Raw genomic sequence first — 14625 nt, forward strand, 5'->3', positions numbered from 1 at the left:
CCCGGATGCTCAAAGCCAATAGACCAGCATGTAGAGGCCGAGCCACACGACGTCGACGAAGTGCCAGTACCACGCGGCGCCCTCGAAGCCGAAATGGCGCTCCGGCGTGAAATGGCCGCTGCGCAGCCGCAGCGTGATGAACAGCAGCATCAGCATGCCGATGAACACATGCAGGCCATGGAAGCCGGTCAGCATGAAGAAGGTCGAGCCGTAGGCACCGGAGCTGAGCTTGAGGTTCATCTCGGTGTACAGGTGGTGGTATTCGTAGCCCTGCACGCACAGGAAGCTGAAGCCGAGCGCCACCGTGAGCCACATGAAGCGCACGGCCTGCGCGCGATGATCGGCACGCAAGGCATGGTGGGCGATGGTCAGCGTCACGCCGGAACTCAGCAGCAGCGCCGTGTTGATGGTCGGCAGCCAGAAGGGCCCGACCGTCTGGAAGGGCTCGACGATGTCGGCCGGCGAGCCGGTGGCACCGATCGCCATGGTGGGCCATACGGCCTTGAAATCGGGCCACAGCAAGGCGTTGTCCAGGCTGCCGAGCGCAGGCAACGCGTGCGTGCGGGTCCACCACAGCGCGGTGAAGAACGCGCCGAAGAACATCACCTCGGAGAAGATGAACCAGCTCATGCTCCAGCGGAACGAGAGATCGACCTTGTGGCCGTACTGGCCGCCTTCGCTTTCGGAGATCGAGCGGCGAAACCAGACGAACAGCGTGCTGAGCCACCACAGCATGCCGATCAGCAGCACCCAGGACCCCCAGTCGTTGCCGTTGACCCACTGGGCCGCGCCGAAGATCACGAAGAGCAGCCCGATCGCCGCCATGACCGGGTACGGCGATGGCGCGGGCACGAAGTAATAGGGCGTGGTGCCGTGGGTGGTTGAACTCATATCAGGTCCTGGCTTTCTTCTCTCGATTCAATTCTGTGGGGATGCGTCTTCAGGGAGCGACAACCCATCGGACCCGCCGACGCGCGGCGGCCGTGGTCACGACTTCGGCTCCGCCACGGCAGCATGGGTATCGACCGCCACGGGCGCTGGCGGCGTCTTGCTTCCGACCTCGAAAAAGGTGTATGACAAGGTGATCGTCTTCACGTCCTTGGAGATCTTCGGATCGATCACGAACGCGACCGGCCACTCCTTCTTCTCGCCGGGATCGAGCGTGTACTGGTTGAAGCAGAAGCACTGGATCTTGTTGAAGTACGGCGCAGCCTGCTGCGGCGCGTAGCTCGGAATGGCCTGCGCCGACATGCGGCGGTTCTGCACGTTCTGGAATTCGTACATCACGGTGTTGAGCTGCCCGGGATGCACCTGCATGGTGTTCAACGCCGGCTTGAAGTCCCACAGGCCGCGCACGTTCGAGTCGAACTCGACAGTGATCGTGCGGCTCATGTCGACCTGCGTGTTGTCCGGCAAACGCACGTCCGCACCGCCGCTGGCGCCCCCAGGCACCTCGAGTTCGGCCCGGGCCAGGATGTTGATCCCGGTCAGCTCGCAGATCGACCGGTAGACCGGCACCAGCGCATAGCCGAACGCGAACATGCCCGCGGCGACGACGACGAGCTTGCCGACCATGCGAAGGTTCTCGCGGCGGATGCGTTGACCGGCGGTAGCCATGATGAATATCCTTCAGCAGCCTCAGTGGACCCAGGCCATCCGCACGATGAAGCCGAGGAAGAAGATCAGCGCGATGGAGGCCAGCGTGAGCCCCATGCGCCGATTGCTTTTCTTTTGTTCAGGCGTCATTGCACGAACGGATCAGCCGATGACCTTGGTCGCCGTCGGATCGAGGCGCGGCGGCGTCTCGAAGGTATGGAACGGTGCGGGCGAAGGCACTTCCCATTCGAGGCCCTCGGCAGCTTCCCACGGCTTCTGCGGCGCTTTCTCGCCCTTGCCCCTCATCGTCGGCAGCACGATGAACAGGAAGAAATAGACCTGCGCAAAACCGAAGAAGAACGCGCCGATCGACACCACCGCATTGAAGTCGGCGAACTGCATCGGATAGTCGGCGTAGCGCCGCGGCATGCCGGCCAGCCCCAGGAAGTGCATCGGGAAGAAGGTGACGTTGAACGAGATCAGCGACCACCAGAAATGGATCTTGCCGCGCGTTTCGTTGTACATCACGCCGGTCCACTTGGGCGACCAGTAGTAAAAGCCGGAGAACATCGCAAACAGCGAACCGGCCACCAGCACGTAGTGGAAATGGGCCACCACGTAATAGGTGTCCTGCAGCTGTGTATCGATCGGGGCGACCGCAAGGATCAGGCCCGTGAAGCCGCCCATGGTGAACACGAAGATGAAGCCGACCGCGAACAGCATCGACGACTCGAAGGTCATCGAGCCCTGCCACATGGTGGCGATCCAGTTGAAGATCTTCACCGCCGTCGGCACCGCGATCAGCATCGTCGCGTACATGAAGAACAGCTGGCCGGTCAGCGGCATGCCGGTCGTGAACATGTGGTGCGCCCAGACGATGAACGACAGAATCGCGATCGACGAGGTCGCATAGACCATCGAGGCATAGCCGAACAGGCGCTTGCGCGAGAACGCGGGCACGACCTGGCTGATGATGCCGAAGGCCGGCAAGATCATGATGTAGACCTCGGGGTGGCCGAAGAACCAGAAGATGTGCTGGTACATCACCGGGTCGCCGCCGCCGGCGGGATTGAAGAAGCTGGTGCCGAAGTGGCGATCGGTCAGCGTCATGGTGATCGCGCCGGCGAGCACCGGCATCACGGCGATCAGCAGGTAGGCGGTGATGAGCCAGGTCCAGCAGAACATCGGCATCTTCATCAGCGTCATGCCGGGTGCGCGCATGTTCAGGATCGTCACGATGATATTGATCGAACCCATGATCGACGACGCGCCCATGATGTGCATCGCGAAGATGCCGGCATCCATCGACGGGCCCATCTGCAGCGTGAGCGGCGCATAGAGCGTCCATCCCGCGGCCGGCGCACCGCCGGGCATGAAGAACGAGCCGACCAGCATCAGCGCCGCCGGGATCAGCAGCCAGAAGCTGAAGTTGTTCATCCGCGCGAAGGCCATGTCGGCCGCGCCGATCTGCATCGGGATCATCCAGTTCGCGAAGCCCACGAACGCCGGCATGATCGCGCCGAACACCATGATCAGGCCGTGCATGGTCGTGAACTGGTTGAACAGCTCGGGATTGACCAGCTGCAGGCCGGGCTGGAACAGCTCGGCGCGGATCAGCAGCGCGAGCACCCCGCCCGCCATCAGCATCGTGAAGGAGAACAGCAGGTACAGCGTGCCGATGTCCTTGTGGTTGGTCGCGAACACCCAGCGGCGCCAGCCGGTCGGTGCGCCGTGGTGGTCGTCGTGGGCATGGTCGCCGGGGGCGTGGCCGTGGGGATCGAGGACTGCGCTCATGGGGAAATTCCTTGCTTACTTCAACTTGGCGCGTTCCGCCACGATTTCAGACGGCTGGATCAGTTGGCCGGTCTTGTTGGACCAGTTGTTCTTGGTGAAGCTGATCACGGCAGCGATGTCGGTGTCGCTGAGCGTCTTCCAGGACGGCATGCCCTTGTCGACGCGGCCGTTGAGCACGGTGTCGATCTGGTCGGCATGGTTGGCGTCCAGCACGACCGCCGAACCGTCGAGCGGCTTGATCGGGCCGCCGCCCTTGCCGTTCGCCTGGTGGCAGGCCGCGCAATTGGCCGCATAGACCTTTTCCCCGCGCGCCATGATGTCCGGCAGCGTCCAGACCTTGGTCGGGTCGTCCAGCTTGGCCGCCGCCTCCTTGCGCTTGGCGTCCACCCAGGTGGTGTAGTCGGCGGCCGAGACCACTTTCACGTGGATCGGCATGAAGGCGTGCTCCTTGCCGCAGAGTTCCTGGCACTCTCCATAGTAGTCGCCGATCTTCTCGGCGCGGAACCAGGTGTCGCGCACGAAGCCGGGGATCGCGTCCTGTTTGAGGCCGAACTGCGGCACAGCAAAGGCATGGATCACATCGACCGCCGTGGTGATGATCCGGACCTTCTTGTCGACCGGCACCACCATCGGGTTGTCGACCTCGAACAGGTAGTTGTCGGGCACGTTGCCCTTCGCGCCGCTGTTCGAGAATTCGCGATGCGACGGCAGCAGGGTCGAGATGAAGCCGATGCCCGCACCCTCGCCGGTGATGTAGTCGTAGCCCCACTTCCACTGATAGCCCGTGGTCTTGATGGTGAGGTCGGCATTGGTGGTGTCCTTCTGGGCGACCAGCACCTTGGTGGCCGGCAGCGCCATGAGGATCACGATGATGAAGGGCACGATGGTCCAGATCACTTCGACCACCACCGACTCGTGGAAGTTGGCCGCCTTGTGGCCGACCGACTTGCGGTGCTTCCAGATCGAATAGAACATGACCGCGAACACCGCGATGAAGATGACCGTGCACAGGATCATCATCCCGTTGTGCAGCAGGTACTGCTCTTGCGCGATCTTGGTGACGCCCACCGGCAGGTTCAACTGACGCACCATCGGGCCGCCCGGCAGGTCGTTGACTGCATGCGCAGCGCCACTGAACGCCGCGCCGGCCGCCAACAGCAGATTCGCCGGCTTGTACCAAATGCTCTTCATCGTGTTCACTTCTTCATTTTCCAGTTAACCCACCGGCCCAGCCCGGGTGCCACATCGCCCAGCCGCCTCACGCGCTGCGCAGTGCCATGCGAATTTCGCGCGCCAGCGCCGCACGCAATTCCGGGCGCACATAGCGCCCCACCCTGACCGAACGACCTTGACCCGAGACCTCGATCAGCGAACGATCGCTGTCATGAGGCTCGACCCGCACCTGGTGCGGCAAGAATTCCGTGCGCTCGTAGTGCCCACCGTTTTCGAGCTCGACCACAAGGCGGCCGCCCTGCAGCGCGATCTTTTCGCCGTCGGTCGCGTGCCGTGCGTACAGCAGGAACGCGAAACCCACGGCGGCCAGCTCGAGCCACGCGAACGGCAGCACGAGACGTGCGCCATGCCACCAGAACACGATTCCGATGCCAAGCGACAGCACGCACAGCGACGCGTACAGCCAGCCGAGCTGGCTCGGCGTCACCGAGCAGTTGCGCTTCAGGAACCAGTGGATGCTCTGGCCTGACACAGTGGCAAAACGAAACACGGAATTCGACACGGGCGAGTTCGGCAAATCGGTGCGTCGAAGCGTTGTCAAACCCATTCCTGACAGGCCTCGATCACGGGACAATACCCGGGAGTTCACGCAGCGCCGGATTGTAGCGGGTCGAAGAGCGGCGCTCAGGCGCCGGGTCGCCCGCGCTGCAGCATCGAGCGCATTTCGCGCAGGGACACGGCGCTTTCGGCCGCGAGCGCCACCCGCGGCGCGGGCTTGAACGCATGGCCGTAGATGATCTCGAAGGTCAGCGCGATGTGCCCGTTGCCTTCCGCCGCGGGCGCGAACCGGGGCAGCGCTTCGCACAGCGCCTGATGCCAGCGTCGGCCGCGCAATGCGCGAAAGCGCTGCGGATGGAGATTGCGTCCCAGCGTGCGCAGCTCGGCCAGTGCGCGTTCCGCGCTGGGCCAGGTCAGCACGATGTGCTCCATGTCCATCACGGGCTCGGCAAAGCCGGCACCCACCAGCATGTCGCCCCAGTCGTGCATATCGGTGAACTCGTGGCTGGGCGGCGGCCAGCCCGAAGCCTCGTGCAGCAGGCGCAGTTCGCGCAGAGTGTCGGGCCCCAGGCAGGAGAACATCAGGAAGCCGTCGGTCGCGACCAGACGGTGCCAGCGCGCAATCAGCGCCTGCGGGTCGGCCGCCATGTGCAGCGCCATGTTGGCCCATAGCACGTCCACGCCCTCCTCCGGCGGCGCCTCGAAGCGCGGCCGCGGGCCCTGCCAGCGGCGTGCGGTCCACCAGGGCGCCGCCAGCGCCCGGCCGGTGGCCGGCACCAGCGGCGCCTCGGGCTCGATCACGAACGACTCGGCCGTGCGATAGCGACGTGACAGCAGCGCATGCGCCTCGAGGCCGCCATGCAGCGGTGACCAGTCGGCCCAGCGCTTCGGCTGGGCCTTGATCCACTGCAGGCGATCCTCCATGCGGCGGCCGATTTCCTCGTGCAGCCAGGGCGAACCCGCTGCAGGCGCGAGCCGGCTCCAGCGCGCGGCCGCCGTGGCATCGATGGTCGGCGGACGCTGTGCGGGATCGGTGGTCATCAGATCGGCCAGTATATTGAGGGCATGTTCCACCGCGGGTCCGAACGGCCTTTTTCGTCCTTGCTCGAGCGCCTTCCGAGCCAGTGCGCAGTGTGCCGCGCCTGGCCCTCGCAGCCGGTGTGCGACGCCTGCGTGGCACGCTTCGCGCCGCCCACGCCGCGTTGCGCAACCTGCGCCCTGCCGGTGCCGGCGGGTGTGGCGCAATGCGGCGACTGCGTGCTGCATCCGCCGCCGCTCGATGCCTGTCTGGCCGCCTGCGCCTACGTCTGGCCATGGCCCGGGTGCCTTGCGCAGTTCAAGTTCCGCGGCGACGCCGGGCAGGCCGCGCCGCTCGCAACCCTGCTGCGCAGTGCACCCTGGGTGGAACCGGCACTCGAACAGGCCGATCTCGTGCTGCCGATGCCGCTGGCGCCGGCGCGCCTGCGGCAGCGCGGCTTCAACCAGGCGCACGAACTGGCGCGCCGGCTGGCGCCGCGAAAAGCCGATGCCCGCCTGCTGTTGCGCATCCGGGAGACGACGGCCCAAAGCGGCCTCACGCGGGCCGAGCGGCTTCGGAACCTCAGCGGCGCGTTCGCGCTCGAGCCGCTTCGTGCGCAGGCCGTGCAGGGTCGGCGCATCGTGCTGGTCGACGACGTGATGACCAGCGGCGCGTCGCTGTTCGCCGCCGCGCAGGTTCTGCGCACGGGCGGCGCGCAGAACATCACCGCAGTGGTGCTGGCGCGCACCGAACTCCCCGACTGAACGCCGGGGCCGACCGACAATCGGCGCCATGTTCCACATCGTCCTGGTCGAACCCGAGATCCCGCCCAACACCGGCAACGTGATCAGGCTCGCAGCCAACACCGGCTGCATGCTGCACCTGGTCGAGCCGCTGGGCTTCTCGATGGACGACAGGCTGCTGCGCCGCGCCGGCCTCGACTACCACGAGTACGCGGAGGTCAGGCGCCATGCCGACTGGCAGGCCCTGCTCGACAACGAGCAGCCCGCCCACGAGCGCATGTTCGCGCTGACCACGCGCGGCTCGCGCCCGGCCTTCGAGCTGCGCTTCGCGCCCGGCGACTGGCTGGTGTTCGGCTCCGAGACCCGCGGGCTGCCGCCCGCCTTGCGCGACGGCTTCTTCCCCGAAGCGCAGCGCCTGCGGCTGCCGATGCGCGCCGGCCAGCGCAGCCTGAACCTGTCGAACGCGGTGGCAGTGACGGTGTTCGAGGCCTGGCGCCAGAACGGCTTCGGCTGAAGCACGGCATCACAAGGTCCCGGCACGAACAGGCGTGCAGGCCGCATGGTTCTGCATCCACCGTCCGCGCTCCGGCGTATCCATGGCATGCAGGTTCGAAACATCCGTTCGAGCCGGCATGCCACCCTTCAACGCATTTCAGGAGCCACGCCATGAACACCCGAACGATCACCTTCGCCGCGCTCGCCACCCTTGCCTTCGCCGGCGCCGCGCAAGCCTACCAAGGCGAACAGAGCCCGCTGCCGCCCGCCCCCTTCCAGTCGACGCTCACGCGTGCGCAGGTCCAGGTCGAAGCGCGCCAGCCGCTGCACATCAGCAACGGCGGCACCGGCGCGATGGGCCTGCGCACCGGCAACGTCGAGCGTGCCGGGGTGCGCGCGACCGCCGTGGAGGCCGCGCGCGAAGGCTCGGCCAACTACGGCAAGCTCGGCATGCCGATGTGATGTGCGCGCCGGATCAGGGGTAGCGCCGCACCACCGACTCCGCCACGCAGGCGGGCTTGGCGGCGCCCTCGATCTCGATGCTCGTTTCCCAGGTCATCTGCACGCCCTGGTCGGCAATGGGCTCGGCGCCGAGCAGCTTCATGCGCGCGCGCAGCCTGCTGCCGACCCGCACCGGCGACATGAAGCGCACCCGGTTGAGGCCGTAGTTGACGCCCATGCGCGACTCGATCACCTCGATCGCCGACTCGAAGAACTTCGGCAGCAGCGACAGCGTCAGGAAGCCATGCGCGATGGGTGCGCCGAACGGCCCCGCCTTGGCGCGTTCGACGTCGACGTGGATCCACTGATGGTCGCCGGTCGCCTCTGCGAACTGATTGACCTGCTGCTGGGTGACGGTGAGCCAGTCGCTCACCGCGACCTCCTGGCCGACGCAGGCAGCAAGATCCTGAAGGGTCTGGAATGTCCTTTTCATGGTTTCACTCAGGTATCGAGCCACTCGCACAAGGGCTGCCATTGCTCGAGGTCGCGCTGCGCGCGGCCCGGCGCGATGTCGAACAGCGTGAGCCCGCGCGCCGCGAGCTGCACGTAGATCTGCGCGTCGCGCAGCTCGCCCAGCACCGGCACGCCGAGGCCGGCGACGAACTCGCGCAGCCGGTCGGCCGCCAGCGTGCGCGCATCCACGCGCATGCCGACGACGCCGATCCGAGTCTTCGCTGCATTGCGATGGCTGAGCAGTTTGTCGAGGAAGTCGCGCGTGGCATAGATGTCGAAGATGCTGGGCTGCAGCGGCACCAGCACCTTGTCGGCCAGCGCCACCACCTCCTTGAAGCGCGAGCCATGCAGCCCGGCCGGCGTGTCGAGCACCGCATGCGTGGTGCCGCGCGGCGGCCGCACCACGCTGCTGTCGCCCGAAGCGTCCCAGGTCGTGATCGACCGCGCCTGCGGCGGCCGCAGGCCGAGCCACAGGCGCGCGGATTGCTGGCGATCGACATCGCCCAGCATCACCGCATGGCCGCGGCTCGCGAAATAGCCCGCAACCTGCGTTGCAAGCGTCGATTTGCCGACCCCTCCCTTGGGATTGGCGACCAGAACCACGGGCATGTGAAACTCCTCGCAGGCTGAAGACAGGCGCCATGGTAGCCGCGCATGCGCTATGTTCGCGGCATGCCTACGACCACCAGCCCGGGAAACGACCCTCGCATCTACCTGATCGCGGCGCATCCGCACTGGCGCGACTCGCGCGTCAACCTGCCATTGCTGAAGGCGGCGCAGGGTATACCCGGTGTCGACGTCAACGATCTCTACGAGAGCTATCCCGACTACCTGATCGACGTCGAGGCCGAGCAGGCCCGGCTGGCGCGCGCCGAGCTGCTGGTGCTGCTGCATCCGATCCAGTGGTATTCGATGCCGGCGCTGCAGAAGCTCTGGATCGACGAGGTGTTCGCCTACGGCTGGGCCTACGGTCCCGGCGGCAAGGCGCTCGAAGGCAAGGACTGCTGGCTGGTCGCGACCACCGGCGGCCCCGAGGCAAGCTACCACCCGCAAAGCTACAACCGCTATTTCTTCGACGCCTTCCTGCCGCCCTACGAGCAGACCGCCGCGCTCTGCGGCATGCGCTTTCTGCCACCGCTCCTGTTCCACGGCGCGCGCAGCGCACCCCGCAGCGAGGTGACGGCCCACGTCGAGGTCTTCCGGCAGCGCCTCGCGTCCTATCCCGACTGGCCCGAGCTGGAAGACCTCGAAGGCTGTCCCGCCTGCGTGGTGCCCGAGGCCGACCGCCCCGTCGAACGCGAGGAGGCCTGAGCATGGAGCACGCCCCGGCCTGGCTTGTCAATTCGCTGATCTACCTCGGCGCCGCCGTGCTGGTGGTGCCGCTGTCCAAGGCGCTCGGCCTCGGCTCGATCATCGGCTACCTCGCGGCCGGCATCGCGATCGGCCCCTGGGGCCTGGGGCTGGTCACCAACGTCGAGGACATCCTGCACTTCGCCGAGTTCGGCGTGGTGCTGATGCTGTTCCTGGTCGGGCTCGAACTCGAACCCAAGCGCCTGTGGAACCTGCGCCGCCCGATCTTCGGCTGGGGCTCGGGCCAGGTGCTGGCCTGCGCGGCCGTGCTGTTCCTGGCCGGCTGGGCCGGCGGCGCGAGCTGGCGCGTCGCGCTGGTCGCGGCACTGGGCCTGGCCCTGTCGTCGACCGCGATCGCGCTGCAAGTCTTCGGCGAGCGCAACCTGCTGCGCACCGCGAGCGGACAGGCCGGCTTCTCGATCCTGCTGTTCCAGGACGTGGCCGCGATCCCGATCCTCGCGCTGCTGCCGGTGCTGGCGGTGGGGTCGGTCACCGGCTCGGCGATCACCGGCCTCGACCGCGCGCTCGAAACGCTGAAGATCGTCGCCGTCATCGGCGGCATCGTGCTCGGCGGCCGGCTGGCGCTGCGCCCGCTCCTGCGCTGGATCGCACGCAGCAACACGCCCGAGATCTTCACCGCCGCCTCGCTGTTGCTGGTGGTGGCGATCGCGGCGCTGATGCAGTTCATCGGTCTCTCGATGGCGCTGGGCGCCTTCCTCGCCGGCGTGCTGCTGGCCGAGAGCGAATACCGGCGCGAACTCGAAACCGACATCGAGCCCTTCAAGGGCTTGCTGCTCGGCCTCTTCTTCATCGCGGTCGGCATGAGCATCGACTTCGGTGTGCTGCTCCGGCAGCCGGGCCTGATGGTGATGGTGGTGATCGGCTTCATGCTGTTCAAGTTCGTCGTCATCTACGCCATCGCCAAGGTGATGGGCCTGCCCTACCAGGAGCGGCCGGTGTTCACGCTGCTGCTGGCGCAGGGCGGCGAGTTCGCCTTCGTCGTGTTCCAGGCCGCCGGCCCCGAGGTGCTGCCGCCCGGTGTCGCCTCGTTCCTGATCGGTGCGGTGGCGCTGTCGATGCTGGTCTCGCCGCTCTTGCTGGTGGTGATCGACAAATGGATCCTGCCGCACTACAGCGCGCACCATGTCGTGACGATGGAAGAGATCTCGGAGCAGCAGGACGCCAAGGTCGTGATCTGCGGTTTCGGCCGCTACGGCCAGATCGTCGGCCGCATGCTGGGCTCGCAAGGCATGCAGGTCACGGTGCTCGACCACGATCCGGACACCATCGAGTCGCTGCGCGCATTCGGCTTTCGCGTGTTCTACGGCGATGCCACGCGGCTCGACCTGCTGCGCACCGCCGGCGCCGGCACGGCCAAGGTGCTGGTGGTCGCGGTCGACGACATCGAGCAGTCGCTGGCCATCGTCGACCTCGCGCGCGAGCATTTCCCCGACGCGAAGATCGTCGCGCGCGCACGCAATGTCGGGCACCTCTACCAGCTGCTCGACCGCAACGTGGAGTACGTCGAGCGCGAGCTGTTCGAATCCTCGTTGCGCAGCGCGCGCTCGGTGCTCGAGGTGCTGGGCTGGCCGGCGCACGAGGCGCGTCAGGCCGCGATGCGCTTTCGCGTGCGCAACATCCAGCTCATGCGCGAGATCTATCCGCACTACAAGGACCGCGCGAAGGTCATCGCGGTGGCCAAGGAAGGACGCCAGCAGTTCCAGGAGCAGATCTCGCGCGAGCGCGCGGAGCGCAAGGAGCGCGCGGGCCGCGACTGGGACCGGCTCGAGGAGGAGCGGATCGAGGAAGAGCAGATCCCCTGAGGCCTTGTCTTGCTCCCTCTCCCTCTGGGAGAGGGTTGGGGTGAGGGCGCCCGGGCCTTTGCCTTGCGCGTTGCGTTTGATCGAAGGCCGGAGCCGGGACTCGCCCCGGCGGGCGACTCACTTCTTTTGTCTCGCCAAAAGAAGCGACGCCGCCAGCGTGCCGGATGCAAGACAGCCTTTAGACGGCAGGAGTCGTGTCAGTCATCCCTGAGTCGGAGAGCCGCTTGCGCCAGGTAATCCAGCCGACGAAAATCGAAAGTGCCGCCGCGACGAAAGGGGGCGCCGCGTGCCCATATTCGCCGTGGATCGTGACGGTCCCGAGTGCCGCCAACATGACAGCGCAGCCGAGCGCGGAGCCCAGGAGGCGGCTCGGTGCCCTGGCCAGCAGAATGGCGGTAGTGAGTTCCAGTGACCCGGTCACAAAATGGAACCAATGCGGATATCCCCACCTCAGGTATTCCTCGTCGATAGATTGCGGGGCAAAAATATTACTGAGTGACCCCACGACGAAAAACGCGGCGAGAGCCAGGGGTAGGACTTGGCGCCAAGTAGTCTTAGACATTGATCGGTCCTTCGGAACTACTTCGTGGTGGCGTTCTTTGCCGCCGCGAAGACATCGCCGGGTGATGTCGTGCCCGCGACGTGCTCCGTACCTTCGACCCCGACGTCCATCCAGCCCGAGTTGATCGCCTCGTACATCGCTTCGGCCTGTCCTGTCTGTCCCTTCGGGATGCCAAACTGCTCGAATGCTGCCGACCACCCGGTCCGCGGAACGGCAAAGGCTTTGACGTCGCGCTGAAGGACCTTCCCCAATTGCGCGGCGACTTCATCGGCGCTGACCATCGAACCGAGCTCGATGACTCGCTGCCCCGACCACGCCGGCCCGGTCAGGAGCGTCGCCACTTCGGCGCCGATGTCGTTGGTCGCGACCATGGTTGATTTTCGGTTGGTCGGGTTGTAGAAGACGGGGAGCGTGCCGGCCTGGGCGACATGCAGGCCGAAAAGAAAGTTTTCGAAAAAGCCGCCAGCGCGCACGAAGGCGATTGGCGATGTCAGATTGCGAAAGCCGCGCTCCAGCAACGACAGCGCCGTGATCATCCCCAGCCCGTGGGATTTGTGCGCCCCCATCGACGACAACGCGACGACGCGCGGCGGCGCGGCCTCGGTCAGCGCCTTGGCGAAGTTTGCAATGACGCCCTTGGCTTCCTTGAAATCCGGCGAAGGGGCCCAAACGGCCGGCAACATGACAAACACGCCGTCGACGCCATCGAGCGCCCGCGCAATGGCGTCCGCATCGTTCCAATCGCCGGCAACCAGTTCGACGCCCTGGGCCGCCCAACTGGCCGCCTTTGCGCGGTCGCGAACCAGCGCGCGTACTGCCTTGCCCTGCGCCAACAAATGCCTTGCCGTCGAGCCGCCGACTTGTCCCGTAATTCCCATGACTAAAAACATGCGTGTTCTCCTGACCCATAGGGTCTACAATTGAGGGAAGGTCTACTGTAGAGACCTTGGTCCTGCGTCACAAGGAGGCAGTTTCAAGTAACCAGGAGAGGCGAGGGGAACCCGGATGAGCACCGCATCGAGCGCGATCGAAAGATTCAGCCGTTTTCAAACGGACGACGCCCAGTCGGTTGACGCAGTGCACTGCCCAGTGCGAGACGTGCTCGACCGCATCGGCGACAAATGGAGCATCCTGATGATCATGACCCTCGCGACGCGGTCGCAGCGCTTCAGCGAGCTTCACCGCGCCGTACGCGACATTTCCAAGCGCATGCTCACCCAGACCCTGCGCGATCTGGAACGCGACGGACTGATTACCCGTCACGTCTTTCCCACCAAGCCCCCGAGTGTTGAATATCGTCTGACCCCTCTAGGCCAATCGCTACTGGACCCGATGGCGGGTCTGATCGATTGGGCCGACCGTCGTTATTCCGATATCCATGACGCGCGTGCCCGCTTTGACGGCGCGCCGCGGGATGTACCGCGTTCGGTTGTTCGCGGGTCTGCTGGGCGCTTCGCGGACGGCGCTCCATAGTCCGAGCGAATCGAAGTCGTCGATAAGAGCGGAGGTCGCCGGGGCGAATTCCCGGCCAACGGCCTCTGATCAAACGCAACGCACAGTTCAAAGGCCCGAAAGCCCCCTCCCAACCCACCCCCAGAGGGGGAGGGAGCAAGAGAAATCACTGCGAATCCAGCTTCAGCAACCGCACCGCATTGCCCTTCAGAATGCCCGGCACAACCTCCGGCCTGAAGCCCGCGTCCTCGAAATCCTTGAGCCAGCGATCCGGCGTGATCAGCGGGTAGTCGCTCGCGAACAGCACGCGGTCCTTCAGCAGCGTATTGGCGTACTGCACCAGTTGCTTCGGAAAATACTTCGGGCTCCAGCCCGACAGGTCGATCCACACATTGGGCTTGTGCGTGGCGACCGACAGCGCCTCGTCCTGCCACGGGAAGCTCGGATGCGCCATCACGATCTGCATGTCGGGAAAGTCGATCGCAACGTCATCGAGGTGCATCGGATTGCTGTACTCCAGCCGGAGACCGCCGCCGCAGCGCATGCCCGAGCCGATGCCGCTGTGGCCGGTGTGGAACACGGCCGGCAAAGCGTATTCGTTGATCACCTCGTAGATCGGCCACGCCATCCGGTCGTAGGGATGAAAGCCCTGCACCGTCGGATGGAACTTGAAGCCCTTCACACCGTGCTCCTCGATCAGCCGCCGCGCCTCGCGCGCGCCCATCTTTCCCTTGTGCGGATCGATGCTGGCAAAGGCAATCATGATGTCGCTGTTCTTCTGCGCCGCCTCGGCGATCTCCTCGTTCGGGATCCGGCGCCGGCCCATGTTCGACTCGGCATCGACCATGAACATCACCAGCCCGATCCTGCGTTCGCGGTAGTAGTCGATGCTCTCCTGGATGGTCGGGCGGCGGCCCGACTTGAAGTACTTGTCGGCCGCGCGGTCGTACTCCTCACCATAGTTGTCGAAGGGATTCCAGCAGCTCACCTCGGCATGCGTGTGGGTGTCGATCGCGATCAGGTTCTGGTGGTCCATGGCGTGTCTTCCGAAAAGGTTGTCGACTAAGGGTAAATCCGCATGCCAGCGGCTTCACTCCAGCTTGAATT

18 protein-coding genes are annotated in these 14625 nt (G+C 65.7%); 6 read left to right on the plus strand and 12 right to left on the minus strand.

The window, feature by feature from the left end:
• Positions 1-9 precede the first annotated feature (9 nt).
• The 7 genes from WDLP6_RS21855 to WDLP6_RS21880 all read right to left on the minus strand — a co-directional run bounded on the left by WDLP6_RS21855 (position 10) and on the right by WDLP6_RS21880 (position 6162).
• Positions 10-891: a cytochrome c oxidase subunit 3 gene (locus tag WDLP6_RS21855; protein ID WP_162569281.1), complete on the minus strand. Its 882-nt coding sequence runs from the start codon at positions 889-891 to the stop codon at positions 10-12.
• 96 nt (positions 892-987) lie between these two features.
• Positions 988-1617 (minus strand): cytochrome c oxidase assembly protein, encoded by a 630-nt coding sequence (locus tag WDLP6_RS21860; RefSeq protein ID WP_162594040.1) that lies wholly within the window; start codon positions 1615-1617, stop codon positions 988-990.
• Positions 1618-1638: 21 nt separating this feature from the next.
• Positions 1639-1746 carry a cytochrome oxidase small assembly protein gene (locus WDLP6_RS35155; RefSeq protein WP_232077209.1) on the minus strand — a complete coding sequence of 36 codons (108 nt, stop codon included), beginning with the start codon at positions 1744-1746 and terminating at the stop codon, positions 1639-1641.
• Positions 1747-1758: 12 nt separating this feature from the next.
• Positions 1759-3390: a cytochrome c oxidase subunit I gene (gene ctaD, locus WDLP6_RS21865; RefSeq protein ID WP_162594041.1), complete on the minus strand. Its 1632-nt coding sequence runs from the start codon at positions 3388-3390 to the stop codon at positions 1759-1761.
• Between the two features lie 15 nt (positions 3391-3405).
• The gene (coxB, locus tag WDLP6_RS21870) at positions 3406-4581 is read right to left on the minus strand and encodes a cytochrome c oxidase subunit II (protein WP_162569284.1); all 1176 of its coding nucleotides are present in this window, start codon (positions 4579-4581) and stop codon (positions 3406-3408) included.
• Positions 4582-4648: 67 nt separating this feature from the next.
• A complete protein-coding gene (locus WDLP6_RS21875) occupies positions 4649-5125 on the minus strand; it encodes a DUF2244 domain-containing protein (protein WP_162595205.1) in 477 nt (158 codons plus the stop codon).
• A 122-nt stretch (positions 5126-5247) separates the two neighbouring features.
• Positions 5248-6162 (minus strand): biotin synthase, encoded by a 915-nt coding sequence (locus tag WDLP6_RS21880; RefSeq protein ID WP_162594042.1) that lies wholly within the window; start codon positions 6160-6162, stop codon positions 5248-5250.
• A gap of 24 nt (positions 6163-6186) precedes the next feature.
• On the opposite strand from WDLP6_RS21880, the gene WDLP6_RS21885 reads away from it, so the two are divergent.
• From WDLP6_RS21885 to WDLP6_RS21895, 3 genes are all read left to right on the plus strand, one after another.
• Positions 6187-6903, plus strand: coding sequence for a ComF family protein (locus WDLP6_RS21885; protein WP_162594043.1), 717 nt, complete (start codon positions 6187-6189; stop codon positions 6901-6903).
• 28 nt (positions 6904-6931) lie between these two features.
• Positions 6932-7396 (plus strand): tRNA (cytidine(34)-2'-O)-methyltransferase, encoded by a 465-nt coding sequence (locus WDLP6_RS21890; protein WP_162594044.1) that lies wholly within the window; start codon positions 6932-6934, stop codon positions 7394-7396.
• A 152-nt stretch (positions 7397-7548) separates the two neighbouring features.
• Positions 7549-7839: a DUF4148 domain-containing protein gene (locus WDLP6_RS21895; protein WP_162594045.1), complete on the plus strand. Its 291-nt coding sequence runs from the start codon at positions 7549-7551 to the stop codon at positions 7837-7839.
• Positions 7840-7852: 13 nt separating this feature from the next.
• Here WDLP6_RS21895 and WDLP6_RS21900 read toward each other — a convergent pair whose 3' ends face one another.
• Both WDLP6_RS21900 and WDLP6_RS21905 read right to left on the minus strand, forming a co-directional pair.
• Complete coding sequence (locus tag WDLP6_RS21900) at positions 7853-8311, minus strand: MaoC family dehydratase (RefSeq protein ID WP_162594046.1); 459 nt, start codon at positions 8309-8311, stop codon at positions 7853-7855.
• Between the two features lie 8 nt (positions 8312-8319).
• Positions 8320-8940 carry a ParA family protein gene (locus WDLP6_RS21905; RefSeq protein WP_162594047.1) on the minus strand — a complete coding sequence of 207 codons (621 nt, stop codon included), beginning with the start codon at positions 8938-8940 and terminating at the stop codon, positions 8320-8322.
• A gap of 63 nt (positions 8941-9003) precedes the next feature.
• Here WDLP6_RS21905 and kefF point away from each other — a divergent pair, with 63 nt between their 5' ends.
• Both kefF and kefC read left to right on the plus strand, forming a co-directional pair.
• The gene (kefF, locus tag WDLP6_RS21910) at positions 9004-9642 is read left to right on the plus strand and encodes a glutathione-regulated potassium-efflux system oxidoreductase KefF (protein ID WP_162594048.1); all 639 of its coding nucleotides are present in this window, start codon (positions 9004-9006) and stop codon (positions 9640-9642) included.
• Between the two features lie 2 nt (positions 9643-9644).
• Entirely contained in the window at positions 9645-11504 is a 1860-nt protein-coding gene (gene kefC / locus WDLP6_RS21915) for a glutathione-regulated potassium-efflux system protein KefC (protein ID WP_162594049.1), read from the plus strand.
• Between the two features lie 178 nt (positions 11505-11682).
• Here the strand turns inward: kefC and WDLP6_RS21920 are convergent, their stop codons facing one another.
• Positions 11683-12066: a DoxX family protein gene (locus WDLP6_RS21920; RefSeq protein ID WP_162594050.1), complete on the minus strand. Its 384-nt coding sequence runs from the start codon at positions 12064-12066 to the stop codon at positions 11683-11685.
• Positions 12067-12083: 17 nt separating this feature from the next.
• On the minus strand, positions 12084-12956 hold the full coding sequence (locus WDLP6_RS21925) for an NmrA family NAD(P)-binding protein (protein ID WP_162594051.1): 873 nt from the start codon (positions 12954-12956) through the stop codon (positions 12084-12086).
• 115 nt (positions 12957-13071) lie between these two features.
• On the opposite strand from WDLP6_RS21925, the gene WDLP6_RS21930 reads away from it, so the two are divergent.
• A complete protein-coding gene (locus WDLP6_RS21930; protein ID WP_162594052.1) occupies positions 13072-13539 on the plus strand; it encodes a winged helix-turn-helix transcriptional regulator in 468 nt (155 codons plus the stop codon).
• Between the two features lie 145 nt (positions 13540-13684).
• On the opposite strand, the gene WDLP6_RS21935 is transcribed toward WDLP6_RS21930, so the two are convergent.
• On the minus strand, positions 13685-14554 hold the full coding sequence (locus WDLP6_RS21935; protein ID WP_162594053.1) for an amidohydrolase family protein: 870 nt from the start codon (positions 14552-14554) through the stop codon (positions 13685-13687).
• Positions 14555-14625 lie beyond the last annotated feature (71 nt).

Source organism: Variovorax sp. PBL-E5, from assembly GCF_901827185.1.
Classification (GTDB): Bacteria; Pseudomonadota; Gammaproteobacteria; order Burkholderiales; family Burkholderiaceae_C; genus Variovorax.

Bases quoted from the DNA above. Each gene is read 5' to 3' on its own strand.
- WDLP6_RS21860 (WP_162594040.1), bottom strand. From the start codon at position 1,617: ATGGCTACCGCCGGTCAACGCATCCGCCGCGAGAACCTTCGCATGGTC.
- kefC (WP_162594049.1), top strand. From the start codon at position 9,645: ATGGAGCACGCCCCGGCCTGGCTTGTCAATTCGCTGATCTACCTCGGC.
- WDLP6_RS21930 (WP_162594052.1), top strand. From the start codon at position 13,072: ATGAGCACCGCATCGAGCGCGATCGAAAGATTCAGCCGTTTTCAAACG.
- WDLP6_RS21935 (WP_162594053.1), bottom strand. From the start codon at position 14,554: ATGGACCACCAGAACCTGATCGCGATCGACACCCACACGCATGCCGAG.
- WDLP6_RS21890 (WP_162594044.1), top strand. From the start codon at position 6,932: ATGTTCCACATCGTCCTGGTCGAACCCGAGATCCCGCCCAACACCGGC.
- WDLP6_RS21880 (WP_162594042.1), bottom strand. From the start codon at position 6,162: ATGACCACCGATCCCGCACAGCGTCCGCCGACCATCGATGCCACGGCG.
- WDLP6_RS21855 (WP_162569281.1), bottom strand. From the start codon at position 891: ATGAGTTCAACCACCCACGGCACCACGCCCTATTACTTCGTGCCCGCG.
- ctaD (WP_162594041.1), bottom strand. From the start codon at position 3,390: ATGAGCGCAGTCCTCGATCCCCACGGCCACGCCCCCGGCGACCATGCC.
- kefF (WP_162594048.1), top strand. From the start codon at position 9,004: ATGCCTACGACCACCAGCCCGGGAAACGACCCTCGCATCTACCTGATC.
- WDLP6_RS35155 (WP_232077209.1), bottom strand. From the start codon at position 1,746: ATGACGCCTGAACAAAAGAAAAGCAATCGGCGCATGGGGCTCACGCTG.
- WDLP6_RS21885 (WP_162594043.1), top strand. From the start codon at position 6,187: ATGTTCCACCGCGGGTCCGAACGGCCTTTTTCGTCCTTGCTCGAGCGC.
- WDLP6_RS21925 (WP_162594051.1), bottom strand. From the start codon at position 12,956: ATGTTTTTAGTCATGGGAATTACGGGACAAGTCGGCGGCTCGACGGCA.
- WDLP6_RS21895 (WP_162594045.1), top strand. From the start codon at position 7,549: ATGAACACCCGAACGATCACCTTCGCCGCGCTCGCCACCCTTGCCTTC.
- coxB (WP_162569284.1), bottom strand. From the start codon at position 4,581: ATGAAGAGCATTTGGTACAAGCCGGCGAATCTGCTGTTGGCGGCCGGC.
- WDLP6_RS21920 (WP_162594050.1), bottom strand. From the start codon at position 12,066: ATGTCTAAGACTACTTGGCGCCAAGTCCTACCCCTGGCTCTCGCCGCG.
- WDLP6_RS21900 (WP_162594046.1), bottom strand. From the start codon at position 8,311: ATGAAAAGGACATTCCAGACCCTTCAGGATCTTGCTGCCTGCGTCGGC.
- WDLP6_RS21905 (WP_162594047.1), bottom strand. From the start codon at position 8,940: ATGCCCGTGGTTCTGGTCGCCAATCCCAAGGGAGGGGTCGGCAAATCG.